The sequence below is a fragment of the Nonomuraea sp. NPDC049714 genome, from assembly GCF_044465295.1.
Lineage (GTDB): Bacteria > Actinomycetota > Actinomycetes > Streptosporangiales > Streptosporangiaceae > Nonomuraea.
This window is the reverse complement of record NZ_JBITLM010000001.1, coordinates 875,175-896,600: the sequence shown is the minus strand read 5'-3', so window position 1 is coordinate 896,600 and position 21,426 is coordinate 875,175. Positions and strand designations below refer to the sequence as shown.

The window sequence follows — 21,426 nt, the reverse complement described above, 5'->3', positions numbered from 1 at the left end:
GGTGCCAGCGTGCGCTTACTATCCAGACCATGGATCTGGCAGCGGGATTCCCTTCCACTGACCGTGACGACTGGCGAGCACTCGCGCTCGCCGTCCTACGCAAGTCCGGGGTCGAGTCCGCCACCCCGGAAGAGGCCCTGTCCAGCCCGACCTACGACGGGATCACGGTCGCCCCGCTCTACGACGCCGCCGACCTGCCCGCCGCCGAGCCGTTCGAGCGGAGAGCACGGGCCGGCACCGGATGGGACGTCCGGCAGCGCCACGACATCCCCGACCCCGAAGCGGTGCTCGCCGACCTGACCGGCGGCGTCACCTCCCTCTGGCTGGTCGTCGGCGACGGGGCCATCCCCGTCGCGGCGCTGCCCAGGGTGCTGAAGGACGTCTACCTCGACCTCGCGCCGATCGCCCTGGAGGCGGGCCCCCGCACGCGAGAGGCCGCCGAAGCACTGTTCGCGATGGCCGCCGCGCGCGCCGTCCAGGGCGGCGGCCCCGTGCTCAGCGGCAACCTCGGCGCCTCGGCCGCCGGTCCGGGCGCGGTGGGGCCGGAGGTGACCGCCGAACTCGCGGCGCGGTGCGCGGCCGACTTCCCGGCGCTGCGGGCCGTCACCGTGGACGCCACCCCCTACCACGACGCCGGTGGCAGCGACGCCGAGGAACTGGGCTGCTCGATCGCCCTGGCGGTCGCCGACCTGCGGGCGCTCGACCACCTGGGGACGGCGCGGGCGTTCGGCCAGCTGGAGTTCCGTTACGCGGCGACCGACGACCAGTTCGCCACCATCGCCAAGCTGCGCGCCGCCAGAAAGCTGTGGGCCAGGGTCGCCGACGTGTGCGGCGTCGAGAGCCCGCAGCGCCAGCACGCGGTGACGAGCTCGGCCATGATGACCGCCCGCGACCCCTGGGTGAACATGCTCCGCACCACCCTGGCCTGCTTCGCCGCCGGGGTGGGCGGCGCCGACGCGGTCACCGTCCAGCCCTTCGACGCCGCCCTGCGGCCGCCCGACGCGTTCTCCCGCCGGATCGCCCGGAACACCCAGCTGCTGCTCCTGGAGGAGGCGGGCGTCGGCCGGGTGGCCGACCCGGCGGGCGGCTCCTGGGCCGTCGAGCGCCGGACCGCCGACCTGGCCGAGCGCGCGTGGGCCTGGTTCCAGGAGATCGAGGCGGCCGGCGGGGTCGAGGCGGCGGGCGAGCTGATCTCCGCCCGGATCGCCGCCACCCGGGAACGCCGCGCCGCCGACATCGCACACCGCCGCCTCCCGATCACCGGCGTCAGCGAGTTCGCCCACCTCGACGAGAAGCCCCTCCGCGCGTCCCCCTCCGCCCAGGAGACGCCGGCTGCCGAGGAGGGGGCATTCGCTCAGGGGATGCCGGCCGTTCAGGAGGTGCGGGCTGGTCAGGAGGGGTCGGCCGCCCACCACGCGGTCGGCCCGCCGGGCGGCTCGCCTCCCGTGGGGAAAGCCGGGTTGCCGGCGATCCGCTACGCGCGGGAGTTCGAGGCGCTGCGTGATCTCGCCGACGCGCAGCCCGTACGTCCGAAGGTGTTCCTGGCCACGATCGGCCCCGTCGCGGCGCACACCGCGCGGGCCGCGTTCGCCGCGAACCTGTTCCACGCGGGCGGGCTGGCCACCGAGACCGCCGGCCCCGGCACCGACCCGGAGCAGATCGCCACGGCCTTCGCCGTCAGCGGCGCCACCGTCGCCTGCCTGTGCTCCAGTGACAAGCTGTACGGCCAGCACGCGGAGGCGGTGGCCGCCGCGTTGAGACGGGCGGGCGCGCACAGGGTCTGGCTGGCGGGGAAGGAACGCTATGACGGTGTCGACGCGTGCCTGTTCGCTGGGTGCGACGCGCTCGACGTGCTCCGCACGACCTTCCGCGACCTGGAGGTGACGGCATGATCCCGGACTTCTCCCGCATCCCGCTCAACGACCCGGTCCGGCCCGTGCCGGACGACGGGCCTGCCGAGGGCGAGCCGTGGCTGACGCCGGAAGGGATCGCCGTCAAGCCCCTCTACACGGCCCAGGACCTACGGGGGCTCGACTTCCTGCACACCTATCCGGGAGCGGCGCCGTACCTGCGGGGCCCCTATCCCACGATGTACGTGAACCAGCCGTGGACCATCCGCCAGTACGCCGGTTTCTCCACGGCCGCCGACTCCAACGCCTTCTACCGGCGTAACCTGGCGGCCGGGCAGAAGGGCCTGTCGGTGGCCTTCGACCTGGCCACGCACCGGGGCTACGACTCCGACCACCCGAGGGTCGGCGGCGACGTCGGGATGGCGGGGGTGGCGATCGACTCCATCTACGACATGCGGCAGCTGTTCGACGGGATCCCGCTGGACCGGATGTCGGTGTCGATGACGATGAACGGCGCGGTGCTGCCGGTCCTGGCGCTCTACATCGTCGCCGCCGAGGAGCAGGGGGTGGCGCCCGAGCAGCTCGCCGGCACCATCCAGAACGACATCCTCAAAGAATTCATGGTACGGAACACGTACATCTATCCTCCGAGCCCGTCCATGCGCATAATTTCGGATATTTTCGCTTATACGAGTGAAAAGATGCCGAAATTCAACTCTATTAGTATTTCTGGGTACCATATTCAGGAGGCGGGAGCCACCTGCGATCTGGAGCTCGCCTACACGCTGGCCGACGGGGTCGAATACCTGCGGGCGGGGGTCGCGGCGGGGATGGACGTGGACCGGTTCGCGCCACGGCTGTCCTTCTTCTGGTGCATCGGCATGAACTTCTTCATGGAAGTCGCCAAGCTCCGCGCGGCGCGCCTGCTCTGGGCCAACCTCGTATCCGGATTTAATGCGAAAAATCCGAAATCGTGGAGTTTGCGGACGCATTCCCAGACCTCCGGCTGGTCGCTCACCGCCCAGGACGTCTTCAACAACGTCGCCCGCACCTGCGTCGAAGCCATGGCCGCCACCCAGGGCCACACCCAGTCCCTGCACACCAACGCCCTGGACGAGGCGCTCGCGCTGCCGACCGACTTCTCGGCCCGCATCGCCCGCAACACCCAGCTCCTGCTGCAGCAGGAGTCCGGCACCACGCAGGTGATCGACCCGTGGGGCGGCTCCTACTACGTCGAACGCCTCACCCACGACCTGGCCGAACGCGCCTGGACCCACATCCAGGAGGTCGAGGAGGCGGGCGGCATGGCCAAGGCGATCGAGGCGGGCCTGCCCAAGCTCCGCATCGAGGAGGCCGCCGCCCGTACCCAGGCCCGCATCGACTCGGGCCGCCAGCCGGTCATCGGCGTCAACAAGTACCGTCCCGAGGCCGACGAGCCCATCGAGGTGCTCAGGGTCGACAACCGCGCGGTGCGCGCCCAGCAGCTCGACAAGCTCCGCAGGCTCAGGGCCGAGCGTGACGAGGACGCGGTCGGGCTGGCGCTGGACGCGCTGACGAAGGCCGCCGACAACCCCGCGCCCGGCCTGGAGAACAACCTGCTCAAGCTCTCCGTCGACGCCGCCCGCGCCAAGGCCACCGTGGGGGAGATCTCCGCCGCGCTGGAGCGGGTGTTCGGCCGGCACGCCGAGCAGGTCCGTACCATCTCGGGGGTGTACCGCGACGAGGCCGGACCGGCCGGAGACATCGAACGGGCGCGTCAGGCGTGCGCCGACTTCGAGCGCGCCGAGGGCCGCCGCCCGCGCATCCTGGTCGCCAAGATGGGCCAGGACGGCCACGACCGCGGCCAGAAGGTCATCGCCACCGCCTTCGCCGACCTGGGCTTCGACGTGGACGTCGGCCCGCTGTTCCAGACGCCGGAGGAGGTGGCCAGACAGGCGGTCGAGGCCGACGTGCACATCGTCGGGGTCTCCACCCTGGCGGCCGGCCACCTCACGCTGGTGCCCGCGCTCAAGCAGGCCCTCGCCGACCTGGACGCCGGGGACGTGATGATCGTGGTCGGCGGCGTCATCCCACCGGACGACTTCGCGGAGCTGCGCGCCGCCGGCGCCGCCGCGATCTTCCCACCCGGTACGGTGATCGCCACCGCCGCCCTGGACCTCCTCACAGAACTCCGCAAGCGTCAGTAGCCCCTGCGACGTCAAGGAAGGCGTGAAACGGGTGACGACGGCCGACGCCGGCACCTCCGAGCTGACCGGCGGCCGCATGACCGCGGGCGTCGTCCTGGTGGACGACGTCCGCGGTCATGCGGGCGTCGTCCACCAGGACGACACGGTGCGCCGGCCCGTCAGCCCTTCCTCGGCGTTCGTCGCGGCTCTCCTCCGGCTTCTCGAACAGCGTGACTTCGACGGCGCGCCGAGATATCTCGGGCATGCAGACCCACAGCGTGGCGTCGTGATGGACTGCGTTCTCGAGCGGCGGTCACGGGACGCTCGCGCGCTGAACGAAGCCCGGCTCCTCAGCGGCAAATAGTGTGATCTGTCGAGAGTTAAGCTCGTGTGACCAGCAGAGAAGGAGGGCCCAGGTGCGGTCGCTGGAGGACTATGTCCGGGGCGTCAAGGCGGGCTCGCGTACGTGGATCGCCCGTGCGATCACGCTCGTGGAGTCCACCAGGCCCGACCACATGGCCCAGGCGCAGCGGCTGCTGGTCGAGCTGACGCCGCTCGCGGGTCAGGCGAGGCGGGTGGGCGTGTCCGGCGTGCCCGGCGTCGGCAAGTCGACCTTCGTCGACGCGCTCGGCACGTCGCTGACCGGCCAGGGGCACAAGGTGGCCGTGCTGGCCGTGGACCCCTCCTCCACCAGGACCGGCGGCAGCATCCTGGGCGACAAGACGCGGATGGCCCGGTTGTCCGTGGATCCGGCCGCGTTCATCCGGCCCTCGCCCACCTCGGGCACGCTCGGCGGTGTCACCAAGGCGACCAGGCAGGCCATGGTCGTGGTGGAGGCGGCCGGGTTCGACGTGGTGCTGGTCGAGACCGTCGGCGTGGGCCAGTCCGAGACGGCGGTGGCGGACATGGTGGACACCTTCCTGCTGCTCACGCTGGCGCGCACCGGGGATCAGCTCCAGGGCATCAAGAAGGGGGTGCTGGAGCTGGCGGACGTCATCGCGGTCAACAAGGCCGACGGCGAGCACGCGCTCGCGGCGAAGAAGGCGGCCCGCGAGCTGGCCGGGGCGTTGCGGATGCTCCGCTCGGACACGCCCCCGCCTCCGGTGCTGACCTGCAGCGCGCTCACCGGCGATGGGCTGCAGGAGGTGTGGCGTCAGGTCCTCGCCCACCAGGAGGGCCTCGACCTGGCCGCCAAGCGCAGCCGTCAGCAGGTGGGCTGGACCTGGACGCTGGTCCGTGACCGCCTGCTCACCGCGTTGCGCAACGACCCGGAGGTGGCGGCGATCAGCGCCGAGGTGGAGCGGGAGGTGCTGGCCGGCACGCTGACCCCGGCGCTGGCGGCCGACCGGCTGCTGTCCGTCTTCAGACTGTCCGTCTCCGAGCCGCTGGTCCCCGAGCCGCCGGTGCTCAAGCGCGGCACCGACTGAGGCGTACCGGCCTAAAGGCGGCTCATGATCCTTCGGAGGATCGCCGGGGTCGAGGCCATGGGCTCCGCGTGGATGCCCAGCTTGTTCAGCAGGTGCTGGTAGGGGAGCACCTCGGCCTCCCTGCTGAAGTACTGGGCGCCGTTGACCTGTTCGAGGTAGACGACGTCGTTCAGCTCCGCCTGGGCGAAACGCATGATCGTGATGGGCCCCACCCCGCCGACATGGGCGCCGGAGGTGAACGGCAGCACCTGGATCGTGATGTGCGGCTGGCCGGCGAGCACGGCGAGGTGTTCGAGCTGGGCGCGCATCATGGCGCTGCCGCCGACCTGGCGGTGCAGCGCCCCCTCGTCCAGCACCACCCAGATCTTGCGCGAGGAGGGCGGCGTCAGGATCCGCTGGCGGTGCATCCGCATCGCCACCCGGCGCTCGATCTGCTCGGCCGTGACGGTGTCATAGCCCTGGGCGATGACCGCGCGGGCGTAGTCCTCGGTCTGCAGCAGGCCCGGGATGAGCTGGACCTCGTAGATGCGGATCAGCGCCGCGTCCTGCTCCAGCCCGACGTAGGCCTCGAACCAGTCGGGGATCACGTCCCGGTAGTCGTGCCACCAGGGGAGGGCGTTGGCCTGCTCGGCGAGGGAGAGCACGGCCGAGCGCTCGGACTCGTCCAGGCCGTACAGGACGAGCAGGTCGGCCACGTCGCGGAGCTTGAACGTGCTCCGGCCGAGCTCCATGCGGCTGATCTTGGAGTGTGAGCCCCGGATCTCGTACCCGGCGCGTTCGCGGGTGATCCCCTTGGCCTCCCGCAGCCGGCGCAGCTGTGCCCCGACCAGCATCCGCAGAGCCGTCGGCCCGGCCCTGCGGGAATCACCCTCGGGAACATCCCTCAGGTCACCCATACTGCGAGCACGTCGCATAGATGCTCCTAGATCGGCGAAGATCGCCGCGAATCGATCGCGGACCATCTTGCCACGCTGAACGGTTCGGCCACCATGCGCTTTGGAGATCGTACGCTGTCGGCGCGGCGGCGTGACGTCCGGTGCTGGAGCCGTCCGTGAGAGGCCGCCGTGAGGGTGGCGGGATCAGGGCTTTCTGCCGACGCCGCAGAAGCCGGAGACCTCGGCCGGCTCGCCCCAGGGAGTGGCCTCGACCCGCCAGCGGGACATCGAGACCAAGCCGGGCTCCAGCAGTTCCAGGCCGTCGAAGAAGCGGCTGACCTCGGCGTGGGTGCGCGGGGTGATCGTGTCGGTGGCCTGCTCGTTCCACGCCTGCTGGGCCTCGGAGTTGGCCTGTGCGGTCTGCTCGCCGCCCAGGTCGAGCGTGGCGTGCGTGAGCGCCATGTGGCTGCCGGACGGCACGGCGTCCATCAGCCGTGTCACGATGCCGCGCACCTGGTCGAAGTCCGGGATGAAGTGCAGGATCCCCAGCAGCATGATCGCGACGGGCCGGGTGAGGTCGAGCGTCCGCGCGGCGTGCTCCAGGATCGTGTCCGGGTCGCGCAGGTCGGCGTCCACGTAGGCGCAGGCGCCCTCCGGGGAGGCGGTGAGCAGCGCGTTGGCGTGCAGCAGCACCAGGGGGTCGTTGTCGACGTAGACGATCCGGGACTCCGGGGCGACGCGCTGGGCGACCTCATGGGTGTTGTCCATCGTCGGCAGGCCGGTCCCGATGTCCAGGAACTGGCGGATGCCCGCCTCGCCGGCCAGGTGGCGCACGGCACGGCCGAGGAAGGCCCGGTCGGTCCTGGCGATGTCGATGATCTCAGGGAAGATCGCCTGGTACTGCTCGCCGGCCGCGCGGTCGACGGGATAGAAGTCCTTGCCGCCGAGGAAGTAGTTCCATACCCGCGCCGAGTGCGGCACGGTCGTGTCCATCTCGGGTGGGGATTCCTGCCGCGACGAGTCCATGGGGGGCGTCTCCTCCTGATTTGTCCCCCAACAACGTAGCCTCCCCTGTCTTGCCGGGCCATAGAAATGATCACCTTGCCCGACCCTCTGGCCGCAGGTGCTAATTTCTGGCCAAGCGGCCAGAAAATAAGCCGAAGGGCCATAAAGGGCCCTCCTTCATCGAGGAGGCGCGGCGCGCGCAGATCATCGCCGCCGCCATCGAGGTGATCGCCGAGCACGGCTTCACCCGCGCGTCACTGGCCCGGATCGCCCAGCACGCCGGGATCAGCAAAGGCGTCATCTCCTACCATTTCGCTACGGAATCGTGCTGCTCAGAGGGTCGTCGAAGCCGTTTCCCCATACCAGTTCGACCTTGAGCCTGGCCCGCGCTGATGAATGAGTTCTACTTTCGGGGCCCATGCCAGCTGGTGATGCTACTGCTGCGACACATGCCGCCGTCGGAGGCGCGCGAGCTGCTGACCCGCCAGGTGGCCACCGCCGCCGACCTGGCCGGCGTGCTGCGCTGGCGGATCGGCCGCGCCCTGACAGGGCTGCGCCGTGCCGCCCGCCGAGCGGGCCCGCCTGGAGGCCCGTACGGAACCCCGCGGCACCCCGCGGCCCTCAGAAGCCCTCAGCGGCCTCCAACCCTCCTCCCGGCACGCCTCCAACGACACCGAGAACACCGCCGAACGGCAAACTGGGGACGCCACTACGCCGAGAATCACGATCACGCCCCCACCGACCGTGGACGTCGACGACGACGGCACCCGCCATGCCGCCCTGCTGGCCGCCAACGCCGAGCGCAACGCCGCCAACGCGGCCCGCCGGGCCGAGCTGGTAGAGCAGGCCCGGGCGATCGCCGAGCGGCGCGCCGGTGAGCCCACCAGCACCAGGCCCCGACCGACCGAGGTGAAACCCGCGCTGGCCGACCGCCTGGCCGCACTGCTGGCCGGCTGCTCCGGCGGCACCGCATGACCCGCCGCCGCACCTGCCCTCCAGACAGTAGCGAGTTCGCGCGACGAAACCGCCCCGTCAACCACGACCACGCCCCGAGGCCCGCGACGCGGCGGGGATACGAAACGACGCGGCTGGGGGATGAACGCGGCATCCGAGAGCACTGTTCTCAGTGCGCAACTCCGGGAAACCGGCAAGGATCGATCCATGGGGAGGAGAGGACGGGCCGGGGTAGGGGCCGTGCTGATACTGGCCGGGCTGGCCTTGGCCGGGACAGCGGCGTTCTCCGGATGGGAGATTGCCGATCAGGTGAGCAGCGTGATCGCCGCAATGGCCGCACTGGCAGGGCTGTGGCTGGTCATCATCGGGCCTCCTGGCCCCGGATCGCAGTCTGATCTGGCGGCCTCAGCACCCGAAGCGTTCACCTTGACGTCGGCGCTCACGCGCGACGTCATGCCGAGGCCCCTACTCACCCCCGAAGCGCTCTCCTCGACACCCGGCATCGGGGGTGGCAGTACCCGAAGGGGGAAAAGAGGGCTGGTCGCTGTGCTGGCGATGCTGGCCGTCATCGGTGTATCGGCGCTCTTCCTCATGCCAGGTCCTGCCACTCTGGACGCTCTCACCGAGCGCGAGACCCCGTACTCGCTGGCGTTCAGCCCGGACGGGCGGATGCTGGCCACCGGTGGCAAAGATGGCGACGGCTCGGTGCGGATGTGGGAGGTGGCCACCGGCAAAGCCGTTACCACCTTCGACAAGGGCGAGGGCATAGACCGTGTGCTCTCGCTGGCGTTCAGCCCGGACGGACGGAGGCTAGCCGCCGCCAGCGGTGAGCACACCGCGCGGGTGTGGGACGTGGCCACCGGCAAGGTCATCACCACATTCACCGACCACAGCGTGTCCGCGGTGACGTTCAGCCCGAACGGGCGGACGCTGGCCATCAGTGGCTACGGCGCGCCCCCGCGGCTATTGGAGGTGGCCACCGGCAAACTGGTGGCCACCCTCCCCAAAAAGAACGCTGACCGCCTGCATACAGTGGCGTTCAGCCCGGATGGGCGGATGCTGGCCACCGGCAGTGAAGACGGCTCGGCACGGGTGTGGGAGGTGACCACCGGCAAGGTCATCACCACCCTCACCGCAAGCAACCCCGTGCACGAGGTGGCGTTCAGCCCGGACGGGCGGACGCTGGCCATTGGCGAAAACGGCTCGGTGGTGATGTGGGAGATGGCCACCAACAAGATGATCGCCCCCATCACCAGTCCGCATCTCCCTGCGGCTGTGACATTCGGCCCCGGCCTGAGGCGGGCGGTCACCGTCAGCGCAGGTGGCTCGGTGCTGGTGTGGGAGGTGGCCACCGGCAAGCTCATCACCGTCCTCAACGAAGACACTGACGTCGCATATCCAGTGGCGCTCAGCCCGGACGGGCGGACGCTGGCCGTCGGTGAGCAAGATGGTCCCGTGCGGCTGCGGCAGCTGGACTGATCGCGCGTTCCGGGGCCCCTTCAGGCTGCGGTCACCTGCCGCTCGCGCTCTGCTTCGGCGTCGCGCGCCATCCGCTCGGCGACGCGCTTGGCCTCCGTCGCCTGCTCACGCTCTCGCTCGACGGCGACCGCCGCTCGTAGGCCCTCCGCTCGGGTCCGTGCGATGAGCCCCAAAGTAGAGCGTTGCCGCAGGCCACAGTGGGTGACGGGGTCGTGGTCATATCCCAACGAGATTTCTCGATAAGCGCTGTGGCGCAGGTCAGCGGTGTGTTGGGGTTGTAGCGCGGACAAGCGGGTCTCGATTTAGGCATACCGGCAAGTAGTAACGCAGCATCCCCGTACGGTGACGATTCGTGCCGCATGAGTATCTGTCTGACGAGCAGGTGGGCCGGTACGGCCGGTTCATGGCGGACCCGACGCCCGAAGAGCTGGAGCGGTTCTTCTTCCTGGACGAGGCCGCGCTGGCGGAGGCGCTGAAGCGACGCGGTCAGCACAACCGGCTCGGCTGGTCCTTGCAGTGGGGACCGCGCGCATGCTCGGCACGTTCCTGACTGACTCCGGTCCGGCAGAGGTGCCGGAGGTGGCGATCCGCTACGTTGCCGAGCAGTTGGGGATCGAGGATTGGACGGTCGTCAAGGAGTACGGCGACCGGTGGCAGACTCCTTATGATCATGCGGCGCAGATCCGCAAGCTGCTGAAGTATCGGGAGTTCGGCGAGGCTGAGGCCGAGGTGGCGGAGTTCATCGCTTCGCGGGTGGCCAAGACGCGCGATTCCAAGCGGGAGTTGTTCGATCGAGCGGTGCTGTGGCTGATTGAGAACCGGGTGTTGCTGCCGGGCATCACGACCGTGTCGCGGATGGTGACCGAGGTGCGGCGGGCGGGGTTGACCGCGATCAACAAGGTGTTGGTGGAGGCGGCGCCGCGGCACATGCGCGGTGAGCTGGTGGCCACGCTCACGGTGCCCGAGGGCAAGAAGGTGTCGGTGCTGGAGTGGATGCGCACCGCGGTGACCAAGCTGTCGGGCACGGGCCTGAGCGAGGCCTTCGACCGGTCGGCGTACGTGCTGGGGCTGGGCACCGGGGCGGTCGATTGGAGCGCGGTGGCGCCGGTGAAAATGGCAGAGCTGGCCAGGTTCGGCACCACCGCGAAGGCCTTCCGGATCAGGCAGTTGGAGGATGACCGGCGCGAGGCCACGCTGCTGGCGACGGTGCGGCATCTGGAGGGCGTCTCGGTCGATGACGCGTTGCTGCTGTTTGACCTGCTGATGTCGACGAAGCTGCTGTCGCAAACCAGCCGGGCCGGGGAGAAGGAGAAGCTGCGCAACCTGCCCCGGCTGTGGGTGGCGGCGGCCAGGCTGGCGGCCGCGTGGGCGATCGTGCGCGACATCCCACCGACCCGGGTGGATGGCGATGGCGCTGCGCAGGACACCACGGCGAGCGAGGTGGTGGACGCGGTGGTGCAGGTGGTCAGCCGTGAGCAGTTGGAGGCGGCGCTGGCCACGGTCGCCGAGCTGCTGCCGTTGCCCGCCGAGGAGGATGACGGTGATCTGGAGTGGCGGGCGGAACTGACGGCGCGTTACGGCACGGTCAGGCCCTTCATCGAGCAGCTGGCCTCGATGGTGCCGTGGGGGGCGACGGCGGCAGGCTCCCTGGTGGTCGCTGCGGTGAAGGGGCTGCCGAAGGTGATGGCGGCGCGCAAGCCGGGCCGCGAGCACATCAAGGGATTCGAGGAACTGGTGACCGGGTCCTGGCGGCGGCTGGTGTTCGGCAACCCCAAACTGGACCCACCGTTGATCGACAGGCCCGCATACGTTTTCTCGATCCTGGAGGCCCTGCACGTGGCCCTACGGCGCCGCGATGTGTACGCGGTGGGCGCGGACAAGTGGGGCAACCCGCGCGCCCGGCTGATCGAGGAGCGGCTGTGGGTACGCGAGCGCGCCTCGGTGCTGACCGCGCTGGGCCTGCAGGCCGACCCCCGCGCTCATCTGCGCGAGCTGGCCGTCCTCCTCGACGACGCCTACACCCAGGTCGCCGCCGGGCTGGCGGCGAACGCGTCGGTCAGTATCAAGGGCGGCAAGCTGCAGATGTCGCGGCTGGAGGCGGCCCGCTGCCGGAGGGCTTCCAGGCTGTCCACGACGCGGTGGCCGCGATGCTGCCGCGCATCGACTACCCCGAGCTGCTGCTGGAGACGCACGCCAAGACCGGCATGTTCGACCGCATGCGACACATCACCGGCTCGCACCTGCGCCGCGACGACCTCGACATCACCCTGGCCGCGCTCACCGTGGCCCGCTCGTGCAACGTGGGCCTGGTGCCGGTGATCAAAGAGGGGGTGGCGGCGCTCACCGAGCACCGGCTGCTCGGCGTGGAGAAGGGCTACTTCCACGGTGAGGGCATCGCCGCGGCCTCGGCCCGCCTGGTCGACAAGCAGGCGGGCATCGACATCACCGCCGACTGGGGCGGCGGGCTGGTGGCCTCGGTGGACGGCATGCGCTTCGTGGTGCCCGTCCGTTCCCTGCACGCCCGGCCCTCACCGCTCTACTGGGGGATCGGCAAGCGCGCACGCGGTTCAACCTGGCTGAACACCGTCTCGGACAAGGTGATGGGGCTCGGCGGCCTGCTGGTGCCCGGCACGCTGCGCGACTCGCTGTTCATCCTGGATGCCATCCACCGCCTGGACGCCGCCGAGCACCCCGAGGTGATCACCACCGATCAGGGCAGCTACAGCGACGTCGTATACGGCCTGTTCGCGATCTGCGGCTACCAGTTCGCGCCGCGGCACGCCGACATCACCGACACCCAGCTGTGGTGGATCGATGTGGCGATGCTGGACGGCGACATCACCCGCGGCCATCGTGCCACCAATGCCTGGGGCGACTTCAACGCCCTGGGCCTGCGCCGGGTGTCGCTACCGGCCATCGTGCAGCACTGGGATGACATGGTGCGGGTGGCCGGGTCGCTGGCCACCAACCAGGTCCGCGCCTACGCCCTGATCCGCATGATGACGGCCGACGGCCGCCTCACCGGACTGGGCAACGCCTTCGCCCACTACGGCCGGGTCTTCAAATCGCTGCACCTGCTCCAGATCATCCACGTCGAGGACTACCGCAGAATGATCGGAGCTCAGCTCAACATCGGCGAGTCCCGCCACCAGCTCGCCCGCCGCGTCTTCTTCGGCAACCTCGGCCGCCTGGCCAGGGGCTATGAACGCGGCATGGAGGACCAGGTGGGCGCGCTCGGCCTCGGGCTGAACGCCATCACTTGGTGGAATTCGCTCTATATCGATGCGGCGGTCAAGAAGCTAGAGACCGGCGCGCCGGGCATCAAGGGCGGGCAGGTCACGCCCGAGATCCGCGCCCGACTCCTGCCTCTGATGTTCGAACACATCAACTTCCACGGCTTCTATCCGTTCAACCGCCCCGAAGTGGGCGGAGGACTGCGCGAGCTTCGCGATCCGGCCGCCGATGAGGAGGAATGAGGTCCATGGGTGAGCCGCGCGATGGCCTTGGAACGACGGCCGATCAGGCGGCCGCGGGCTGGGCGATCGCCCGGACGTGCCGGCGGCGCGGTGCCCGTCCGGGCGATGTCAGCAGGCGTTACTGAGGTGGGAGGAAGGGTGAGCCGAACACCGAGTCGGCGATCTGGCTGCAGACCGGGTACCAGTTCCAGTCGCAGTTGATGTTCACTGAGACCAGGCGTCGGGCGTCAGGAGTACCCATGGTGAAACTGGCGGTGCCCAGCTCCACACCGGCCACGATGTGGAGCGTGCGGCCGTCGGCCAGCGCCCATTGACTCACGCCGGTGCCGTAGCGGGTGTTGGGCAGCCAATCCCTGGTGGGGACCGTGCTCCACATCGTGCGATGCTGCGCCGGCGGCAACAGCGAGCCGGTGATCATCGCCTTGGCGAACCGGAGCATGTCGCTTGTGGTCGAAACGACGCCGCCTGCGGCCCACCCCCAGATAGTCCTGTCGGTGACGTCGACCGGATCGGAGTCGGGGCCTTCCATCAGCGACTCGTAGTTGTCGGGCGTGAGGCTTGCAGGGTCCACGCCGTCCTTGATGAACTGCCTGGTGTAGACCCTGGCGTGCGGTCCCCGGAACTGCCGCTCGTCGAGGGCCCGCGCATAGGTGCCGGTCAGTCCGAGCGGCTGGACGACCGTCCGGTCGACCTCATCCTCGTAGCTTCGCCCGGTCGCCTTCTCGATGATTGCCCCGGCGAGGTGGTAGCCGCCGTTGCTATAGGCGAAGTCCGAACCCGGCGCATACAACGGAGGAATGGCCATCTGGAGCTTCAGCAACTCCTCGACGGTCCAGACGTCATAGCGGTGTGCGGCGAACCCGGGCCGGGTGTGGTACTTGCGCGCGATCTCGACGTTCAGGCCGGTGATCCCCAGGCCGCTGGTGTGGGTCAGCAGCTGGCCGATGGTGATCTGACGGCCGTCGTTGCCGTTGCCGCGCACTACGCCGGGCAGCCACTGCTCCACGGTGTCGGTGAGGCTCAGCCTGCCCTCGGCCTCCAGCGTCAGCATCGCGGCGGCGGTGAATGCCTTGGCGCCGCTGCCGATGGTGAACTGCTCCCCGGGCTCGCGGCGGCGGCCGGCCTCAAGGTCGGACAGTCCGGCCGACCCGGTCCAGGCGCCATTCTCGTCCTGCATCGCGGCGACGACGCCGGGCGTGCCGTACTCGGCCACCGCGCTGTCGAGCACCTGCTGCACGTTCTTGATGATTGCCATCGCACTGCCTCTCGGGATGTTTCTTCGTTACGTCCTCCACGATGTTCGGTAGCTCTGACAGGCCTCTTATATCTCTCTTCCAACCGGCACCGGCTGGCTGTAAGGGGCTCTCAGCCCCCCGGATAGCCTGTCGGGCATGCGGATTGAGGTGCTGGGGCCGGTTCTGGCGTATGCCGACGACGGCGCGCCGATCGACCTGGGCGGCACCAGGGTTCGCGCACTGCTGGCCAGGCTGGCACTGGCCGGGAACGAAGTGGTGTCGGTCGATTCGCTGCTCGACGGCCTGTGGGGGGACCACTCCTCCGGAGGCACCCTCAACGCGTTGCACGCGCTGGTGCACCGCCTGCGCAAGGCCCTGGCCGGGGCTGGGGTGGTGGAGACGGTGGCCGGCGGGTATCGCCTGCGCCTGCGCAGCGAGCAGGTCGACGCGGTCCGCTTCGAGGAACAGGCCAAGCGAGGCAGCCGCGAACTGGCGGCGGGCGCTGCGCAGCTGGCGGCCTCGCTGCTGGAGGAGGCGCTGGCGCTGTGGCGGGGGGAGGCGCTGGCCGACGTGCGCGACATTCCTTTTGCCGGTACGGCTGGCGCCCGCCTGGACGAACTGCGCATCGGGGCTCTCGAAGACCGCTTCGAGGCGGAGCTACGGCTTGGCCACCACGGCGAGATTCTGGCCGATGTGGAGGCGGCGGCCGCGGCCCATCCGCTCCGGGAACGACTGGCCGGGTTGCGCATGCGAGCCCTGCACGCGGCGGGCCGCCAGTCCGATGCGCTGGCCGTGTTCGAAGGGGTCCGCGGGACTCTCGCCGAGGAGCTGGGCGTCGACCCCTCCGAAGAGTTGCGCAAGACGCATCTCGCCGTGCTGCGGGGTGAGCTGGAGATCCCCGAGGCGGAACAGGTCCGGCCGGAGGCGGTGCGAGGCCGTCTGCCGGCCCAGCTGACCCGCTTCGTCGGCCGCGAGGACGAGTTGAGGTTGCTGGCCGGGTTGTTGGAGTCCTCCCGGCTGGTCACCGTCGTGGGGCCCGGAGGAGTGGGCAAGACCCGGCTGGCCGTGGAGGCGGTGAGCCGGCATCGGGTCCATCAGCGCGGCCGGGTCTGGCTGGTTTCCCTGGCCGCGGTGGACACGGCCGACGGGCTGGTGGAGGCGGTGCTGAGCACGATCAGCCTCCCCGGAGCCCAGCCGGCCGGCACGCTACTGGAGCGGGTGGTCAACCTGCTCGCCGGTGGTGAAGGCGTGCTGGTTCTGGACAACTGCGAACAGATCTCCGGAGCCGTCGCGAAGTTCGCCGGGCGGTTGCTGGAGCGCCAGCCGGACCTGACCATCCTGGCCACGAGCCGGGAACCGCTGGACGTCATGGGTGAGGCGCTGTGCCGCCTGGGACCCCTCGGCCTCCCCCCGGCGCACGCAGATCGCGATCGTGCCTCCGCATCGGCCGCGGTGCGGCTGTTCCTCGAGCGGGCGGGAGCCGTACGACCCGGCTTCGCACTGGACGCGTCGACCGCGCGGCCGGTCGTGGACATCGTGCGCCGGCTGGACGGGCTGCCGCTCGCCCTGGAACTGGCCGCGGCACGCCTGCGGACCATGAGCGCCGAGCAGATCGCCCGGCGGCTGGATGACCGCTTCCGGCTGCTCAGCACCGGTAACCGGACCGCCCAGCCCCGCCAGCAGACGCTACACGCGGTCATTGAGTGGAGCTGGGATCTCCTCACCTCACAAGAACGCACATTGGCCGCCCGGATATCGATATTTCCGGCGCGGACGGGTATCGCTGCGACCGAAGCGGTCTGCGCGGATGAGACGCTTCCCGCGGACGAGGTCGTCTACCTCTTGGACTCCCTGGTCGACAAGTCCATCGTGGAGCGGGCCGGCGACGGCTACCGGATGCTGGAAACCATCCGGGCACACGCGGCGGGGAAGCTCCGGCTCGCAGGAGGGACCGACGCCGTCCTGCGTGGGCTCACCCGGTACTTCGCGGACCTGGCCGACGAACACGAGCCGCTGCTGCGCTCGGACAAACAGGCGGAGTCGCTGCGGCTGTTCCAGGCCGAGTACGACAACCTGATGTTCGCCCTGCAAACGGCCATCAAAAGCGGCGACGCCTCGGGCTCCGCCCGGATTCTCGGGCCGCTGTACTGGTACTGGGTCATGCACCGCTACGACGCCCGCGCCGAGGCCTACGTCGCCAAGGTCGCCGAGTTCGGCGACGCGCTGCCCGCGGACGCCCGGGCCGCGTTCACCGCGATCCATCTGATCGTCGGCTCGGGCGAGCCGCTCACCGACCGGCTGGGCGCGCTCATCGACGACTGCGTGCGTACCGGCGCTCTGCGGCGTTACCCGATGCTGCTGACGATCGTGCTGGTGATGGCACCGCTGCTCGGGCTGGATGAGCTGGCCGAAAGGGAGATCGCCCGAGTACGCGGCGGCTCGGACCGCTGGGCGATCGCCTGCACCTTCATGATCGAAGCCATGCGCCATCGCGAACAGGGCGACCGGGAAAGCTCCACGACCGCGATGACCACGGCACTGCACGCGTTCGAGGAGGTCGGCGATCGCTGGTGGGCGGCCAAGGCGCTGTACGGCCTGGCGCAGAACCACGCCATCGCCGGTGACCACGACCAGGCGATCACCGCCTACGAGGACAGCCTCGCGATCGCTATCGACCTCGGCTCGCAGGACGAGGTCTCGAGTCGGCTCGGGCTCGCCACCGAACGCATGCGTGCCGGCGATCTGACCGGTGCCAAGCGCGACATCGACACCGCCGAACGAGCGGCCTGGCAGCGTGGCCAGCCGGCGCTGGAGATCGAGGTGCTCGGCATCCTGGCCGAGCTGTACCGCCGCTCCGGAGAGGTCGAACGCGCTGATCAAGAGCTCGATCGGATGGAGACGCTCACCCACAAGCTGCCCCTGGCGGCCGAGCACGCAGACAATCGGCTGCTCCTCGCTCGGGTGGCCAACCTCCTCACCGCCGGGAACGCCGTACGCGCCCGCGAACTACTGCCCCGCGCTGTCTACGCGGCGCAGGCGAACGTGGACGCCCCCTTGGCCGCTCAACTCCTGGCCAGGCTGCTGTTCCTGGAGGGCGACCCGGCCGGTGCGGCCACCGCGCTCGGCCTGAGCCAGGCTATCCGCGGCACCTTCGACCACGGCGACACCGAGCTGCGCTCGCTTGCGGAGGCGCTCGCGGAACGGCTCGGCCGTACCGACTACGAAACCGCCTACCAACGAGGGGCCGACCTGACACCGCACAAGGCCACTGACAGGCTGATAACAATGGCGGGCGCTTCACCTTGACCTGCTTCCAGTGAGATTCCAGTGGCGTCCGTCGGGGCGTGCGGACAACGTCACATGGAGTAGGAACTGTGCCGCACATCGGACTGAGATCCACAGGGGCGGCCCTGTTCGCCGTCGCCACGGTTGAGGTGTCCTATGTCGATGGGGCCGGTGTTCACAGGGCTGGCCCGCTCTCACTGCACTGGGATGCGCCGTTCGAGGCGAGGCGCCCGTGCGGGCGTTTCGCAAAGCAACACGGTTTTGCGAGGTCATTTCCCTGCTGCTATGCGGCGACGAGATTGATCTCGTCTTCGTCGACCAGGGGCAACACCATCAACGGACTCCAGCGTGAACTGGACCGACGTGGCCACCAGCTGGCCGAGTCCGGACTTGGTGCAGTCCTGAACGATCTGAGTCCACGTCTGATCTGGCAAGAGACACGGGCAATCCTCCACGTGGACGGCACACCACCGGGAACGGCGACAGGCTCGTTCGCGCGAACTTCTGAGTATAACGTTTCTCGGAAGTACACTCCCGTAGTGACTTCCGAGAATCCGGTCCAGGACGGATCACAACCCCCCCGGAACAACTTCCGAGAACACGAAGTCAGCCGCGGACGCGGCACGGCCGAAGCAGCACGGCGCCCGCCCCACCCCGCTGCCCGTCGGCTACCAGCAGACGCTCGCCGACTACAGCGCCGCGCTGGAGCAGGTGCCGCTGGCCGCCGACACCCGCCGCACCTACGCTTCGCGCGTGCGGATGTACCTGGCCTGGCTCGCCGGGCGGCCCGCCGCTCTGAACGGTGATCCGCTCACCGATCGCCGCGCCCGCGACTGGGCGGTCCGCGACTACCGCCACTACCTGCTGCGCGAGGCCGACCCCAAACGCTCGGTGCGCTACGTCAACAACGCCCTGGCCGCCCTGGACGACTTCCACGTCCGGCGCGGCCTGGGCAAGGCCGACATCGGCCGCGAGGACATCCCCAAGACCGCGCCCAAGGCGATGAACGCCCCGGCCCAGATCCGCTGGCTGCGCGCCATCGAGGACTGGCCGCACCCCCGCGACCGCGCCCTGGCCCTGCTGCCCTTCTACGCCGGGCTGCGCATCGGCGACGCCGTCGCCCTCGATGTGCCCGACGTGCGCCTGTCGGCCCGCAAAGGCGTGCTGACCGTCTACGGCAAGGGCGGCAAGATCCGCGAGGTGCCCGTCCACCCCCAGCTGCGCCAGCCCCTGACCGACTGGCTGGATGCGCGCCGCTCCTGGCCCGGCGCCGCCACCCAGCGGGCCCTGTTCCTCAACCGACGCGGCGGGCGCCTGTCGGCCCGCAGCGCCTCGGCCGTCTTCACCGCCATCGCCCAGGCCGCCGGCCTGGAGGACCCCACCACCGCCCACATCGGCCGCCACACCTTCGTCACCCAGCTCATCCGCGGCGGCGAGGACCTCGTCACCGTCGCCGAGATGGCCGGCCACGCCCGCCTCGACACGCTGCGCATCTACAGCCAGCCCACCAACGACGACAAACAAGCCGCCCTGCGCCACCTCATCGTTGACCGCTAGCCAACTTGGGCGAGATGACCACCAATCCAGACGACACCAAACCCGCCAAGCACAATCAACAAGCTCAAAGCCCCGGCACCCACACCGTGCCCGTCCGGCCCGACGGCTGGCCGGACTGGCTCGGTCGACGCCCCATGACCAGCGACGACAGGACCAAGATCCGCAAAGCTATCGAAGACGGTCTCCCCGATGGGCCGCTCACCGAGTGCGGCCCGTTCCTGTGCTACCTCACCATCGACGGTCTCGACCGCACGGATCCACGCAAGCTCATCGCGGTCCGCGGCCGTATCCATGCCGCCGCCCGTACCGCGGCCGAAGGCTGCCAGACCGTCTACCACGCCACCGAGACCACCATCACCATCGGCATCCGCGGACCCGACGCCGCCGAACGCATCAACCAACTCCGTCACGCCTTGACCAAACTCATCACCAAACACGGCTGGACCACCCGAGAAGAACCTCGCTGACCTGCGGCTCAACGCTTATCGAGAAATCTCGTTGAGATATGACCACGACCCCTGTAAGAAACGTGTCATGAGCCCCAAACGGCGTTGATCTCACAGCTCACCGATCCAGGACCGCCCAGGCGGTAGAGGTCTGAAATCAGGGCCCTGTCTCGCGGCGTCGGCGGGCGGCGCGGATCTCGGCGTCGGCGACCTTGTCGTCGAGCAGCGCGTACAGCTGCGTCGTCTCGGTGGAGGCGTGGCCGAGGCGGCGGCGGACGGCCTCGATGGAGACGCCGGCATTGATCAGCTCGGTGGCATGCGCGTGGCGCAGCTGGTGGATGTCGATCTCGGCCTCGGCCTGCGCGCAGTAGGTCTGCCAGCGGTGGTGGGCGGCGTCGTAGGACAGCGGTCCGCCGCGGCCGTTGATGGAGGCGCGGAACAGTGGCCCGGCGGTGTAGCCGGCGCGGACGAGGTAGAGCTTGAGCAGGGTGACGTAGCCGCGGTCGTCGAGCAGGACGGTGCGCACGCTGCCGCCCTTGCCGTGGATGCGGACGTGTTCGTCGTCCAGGCGCAGGTCGAGGTCTTCGACGTAGAGGCCGCACACTTCGGAGGCGCGGGCGCCGCACACGTAGGCGGTCTCGAACAGCACCCGATCGCGTAGCCGGTCCAGCGGCAGGTCCTTGCGCGGCCGCCGCGAGCAGATCACCGCCAGCACCTTGGCGACATCGGCGGCCGCCGCCGGGCGCGGCTGATTTCGTCGGTGAGTTCGGGGACCAAGCGTCGGCCTCTTTTGGCTCCACTTGGTGATCGACCGCCCATGATCTGAAGGCGAGTTTTGGTACCAGTCTGGTTGGCCGGGTTCGTGCTGGCGCGAGCAGCAGCAGGGTTGTCGGACGGGAAACGAATCTCCCCCCTGAGCTGGTCAACGGGTCCATGACTGCGATCTGCGGTGGCGCGCAGGGAGACGGTGCGTTCAAGACCGTTCACGTCCCCGCCGTACGAAGCGGGGGACAAGGTGGACGGGCCAGACCCGCCCGATGTGACACGCCCCGGGTATGCCCGGGGTATGTTCCCGAGTCCGCGGCGCTATGTTTTGGTGCGCCCCCGACGCGGTGCTGCGACTCTTTTCCTGCTGTTCCTCCCCAGAGAAAAGAGTCACCATGAAAAAGGCACTGGCCCTGTCCGCCGCCGTCCTGGCGGCGGGTGCCATGCTGGCCGCTCCCGCACAGGCGACCGCGCTCGACAAGACCAAGGCGCAGAGCCTGGCGATGGCGCTGACCCTGACGAAGAACACCAAGGCCAGCTACAACGCGTGGGCCCGGTTCAAAATCAACAAGGACACCCCGCAGGTCAAGGAGTACAAGTTCAACTGGAACACCGACGGCTGCTCGGTGCCCAAGAAGATCGGAAACTCTGAATACTGGAAGGGCGTCTTCAAGATTCCCTGCGATCGTCACGACTTCGGCTACCGCAACGTCAAGGCGCTGGTGAGCTCCAGCAAGTGGCGTAACACCTACAAGAAGCCTGTCGACGACGCGTTCCTCTTCGACATGGGCAACGTGTGTGTGAAGTTCTCCGGCACGAAGAAGGCGTCCTGCCGGGTGGCCGCGGCGGCGTTCTACGGCGCGGTCAGGGCAGCCACGTAGGAGGGCCACATGGCAGACTGAGCTCC

General features: G+C 69.5%; 16 protein-coding genes and 2 pseudogenes. 13 read left to right on the top strand and 5 right to left on the bottom strand.

Annotated elements, in window-relative coordinates:
• The first annotated feature begins 29 nt into the window (after positions 1-29).
• Genes ACIBQX_RS04285 through meaB form a run of 4 tightly spaced genes read left to right on the top strand, consistent with a single transcriptional unit; the run spans position 30 to position 5,442 of the window.
• Positions 30-1,892 carry a methylmalonyl-CoA mutase family protein gene (locus tag ACIBQX_RS04285; RefSeq protein WP_397000444.1) on the top strand — a complete coding sequence of 621 codons (1,863 nt, stop codon included), beginning with the start codon at positions 30-32 and terminating at the stop codon, positions 1,890-1,892.
• The gene (scpA, locus tag ACIBQX_RS04280) at positions 1,889-4,036 is read left to right on the top strand and encodes a methylmalonyl-CoA mutase (RefSeq protein WP_397000442.1); all 2,148 of its coding nucleotides are present in this window, start codon (positions 1,889-1,891) and stop codon (positions 4,034-4,036) included. Before ACIBQX_RS04285 ends, scpA begins: the two co-directional genes overlap by 4 nt.
• 22 nt (positions 4,037-4,058) lie before the next feature.
• Positions 4,059-4,379 (top strand): hypothetical protein, encoded by a 321-nt coding sequence (locus tag ACIBQX_RS04275; RefSeq protein WP_397000440.1) that lies wholly within the window; start codon positions 4,059-4,061, stop codon positions 4,377-4,379.
• 52 nt (positions 4,380-4,431) lie between these two features.
• Positions 4,432-5,442 carry a methylmalonyl Co-A mutase-associated GTPase MeaB gene (gene meaB / locus ACIBQX_RS04270; RefSeq protein ID WP_397000438.1) on the top strand — a complete coding sequence of 337 codons (1,011 nt, stop codon included), beginning with the start codon at positions 4,432-4,434 and terminating at the stop codon, positions 5,440-5,442.
• Positions 5,443-5,453: 11 nt separating this feature from the next.
• Here meaB and ACIBQX_RS04265 read toward each other — a convergent pair whose 3' ends face one another.
• Both ACIBQX_RS04265 and ACIBQX_RS04260 read right to left on the bottom strand, forming a co-directional pair.
• Positions 5,454-6,338: a helix-turn-helix domain-containing protein gene (locus tag ACIBQX_RS04265; protein ID WP_397000436.1), complete on the bottom strand. Its 885-nt coding sequence runs from the start codon at positions 6,336-6,338 to the stop codon at positions 5,454-5,456.
• Between the two features lie 183 nt (positions 6,339-6,521).
• Positions 6,522-7,343, bottom strand: coding sequence for an SAM-dependent methyltransferase (locus ACIBQX_RS04260; RefSeq protein ID WP_397000435.1), 822 nt, complete (start codon positions 7,341-7,343; stop codon positions 6,522-6,524).
• A 107-nt stretch (positions 7,344-7,450) separates the two neighbouring features.
• Between ACIBQX_RS04260 and ACIBQX_RS04255 the strand changes: the two are divergent.
• The 3 genes and pseudogenes from ACIBQX_RS04255 to ACIBQX_RS04245 form a co-directional block, all read left to right on the top strand.
• Positions 7,451-7,639, top strand: a pseudogene (locus tag ACIBQX_RS04255) (TetR family transcriptional regulator); the annotation flags it as partial.
• Between the two features lie 241 nt (positions 7,640-7,880).
• On the top strand, positions 7,881-8,297 hold the full coding sequence (locus ACIBQX_RS04250; RefSeq protein ID WP_397000433.1) for a hypothetical protein: 417 nt from the start codon (positions 7,881-7,883) through the stop codon (positions 8,295-8,297).
• A 219-nt stretch (positions 8,298-8,516) separates the two neighbouring features.
• On the top strand, positions 8,517-9,755 hold the full coding sequence (locus ACIBQX_RS04245) for a WD40 repeat domain-containing protein (RefSeq protein WP_397000431.1): 1,239 nt from the start codon (positions 8,517-8,519) through the stop codon (positions 9,753-9,755).
• 20 nt (positions 9,756-9,775) lie between these two features.
• On the opposite strand, the gene ACIBQX_RS04240 is transcribed toward ACIBQX_RS04245, so the two are convergent.
• Entirely contained in the window at positions 9,776-9,982 is a 207-nt protein-coding gene (locus ACIBQX_RS04240) for a hypothetical protein (protein ID WP_397000429.1), read from the bottom strand.
• A 176-nt stretch (positions 9,983-10,158) separates the two neighbouring features.
• Here ACIBQX_RS04240 and ACIBQX_RS04235 point away from each other — a divergent pair.
• Together ACIBQX_RS04235 and ACIBQX_RS04230 are read left to right on the top strand one after the other, a co-directional pair.
• Positions 10,159-10,565, top strand: a pseudogene (locus ACIBQX_RS04235) (DUF4158 domain-containing protein); the annotation flags it as partial.
• A gap of 1,337 nt (positions 10,566-11,902) precedes the next feature.
• Positions 11,903-13,231 carry a Tn3 family transposase gene (locus ACIBQX_RS04230; protein WP_397000427.1) on the top strand — a complete coding sequence of 443 codons (1,329 nt, stop codon included), beginning with the start codon at positions 11,903-11,905 and terminating at the stop codon, positions 13,229-13,231.
• A 118-nt stretch (positions 13,232-13,349) separates the two neighbouring features.
• On the opposite strand, the gene ACIBQX_RS04225 is transcribed toward ACIBQX_RS04230, so the two are convergent.
• A complete protein-coding gene (locus ACIBQX_RS04225; protein ID WP_397000425.1) occupies positions 13,350-14,486 on the bottom strand; it encodes a serine hydrolase domain-containing protein in 1,137 nt (378 codons plus the stop codon).
• 136 nt (positions 14,487-14,622) lie between these two features.
• Here ACIBQX_RS04225 and ACIBQX_RS04220 point away from each other — a divergent pair, with 136 nt between their 5' ends.
• The 3 genes from ACIBQX_RS04220 (at position 14,623) to ACIBQX_RS04210 (ending at position 19,775) form a co-directional block, all read left to right on the top strand.
• Positions 14,623-17,772, top strand: a complete 3,150-nt coding sequence (locus ACIBQX_RS04220) for a BTAD domain-containing putative transcriptional regulator (RefSeq protein ID WP_397000423.1) — start codon at positions 14,623-14,625, stop codon at positions 17,770-17,772.
• A 738-nt stretch (positions 17,773-18,510) separates the two neighbouring features.
• On the top strand, positions 18,511-19,308 hold the full coding sequence (locus tag ACIBQX_RS04215) for a tyrosine-type recombinase/integrase (RefSeq protein WP_397001526.1): 798 nt from the start codon (positions 18,511-18,513) through the stop codon (positions 19,306-19,308).
• A gap of 5 nt (positions 19,309-19,313) precedes the next feature.
• Positions 19,314-19,775, top strand: coding sequence for a hypothetical protein (locus ACIBQX_RS04210; protein ID WP_397000421.1), 462 nt, complete (start codon positions 19,314-19,316; stop codon positions 19,773-19,775).
• 136 nt (positions 19,776-19,911) lie between these two features.
• Here the strand turns inward: ACIBQX_RS04210 and ACIBQX_RS04205 are convergent, their stop codons facing one another.
• Positions 19,912-20,460 (bottom strand): tyrosine-type recombinase/integrase, encoded by a 549-nt coding sequence (locus tag ACIBQX_RS04205; protein WP_397000419.1) that lies wholly within the window; start codon positions 20,458-20,460, stop codon positions 19,912-19,914.
• A 454-nt stretch (positions 20,461-20,914) separates the two neighbouring features.
• Between ACIBQX_RS04205 and ACIBQX_RS04200 the strand changes: the two genes are divergently transcribed.
• Entirely contained in the window at positions 20,915-21,400 is a 486-nt protein-coding gene (locus tag ACIBQX_RS04200; protein WP_397000417.1) for a phospholipase A2, read from the top strand.
• Positions 21,401-21,426 lie beyond the last annotated feature (26 nt).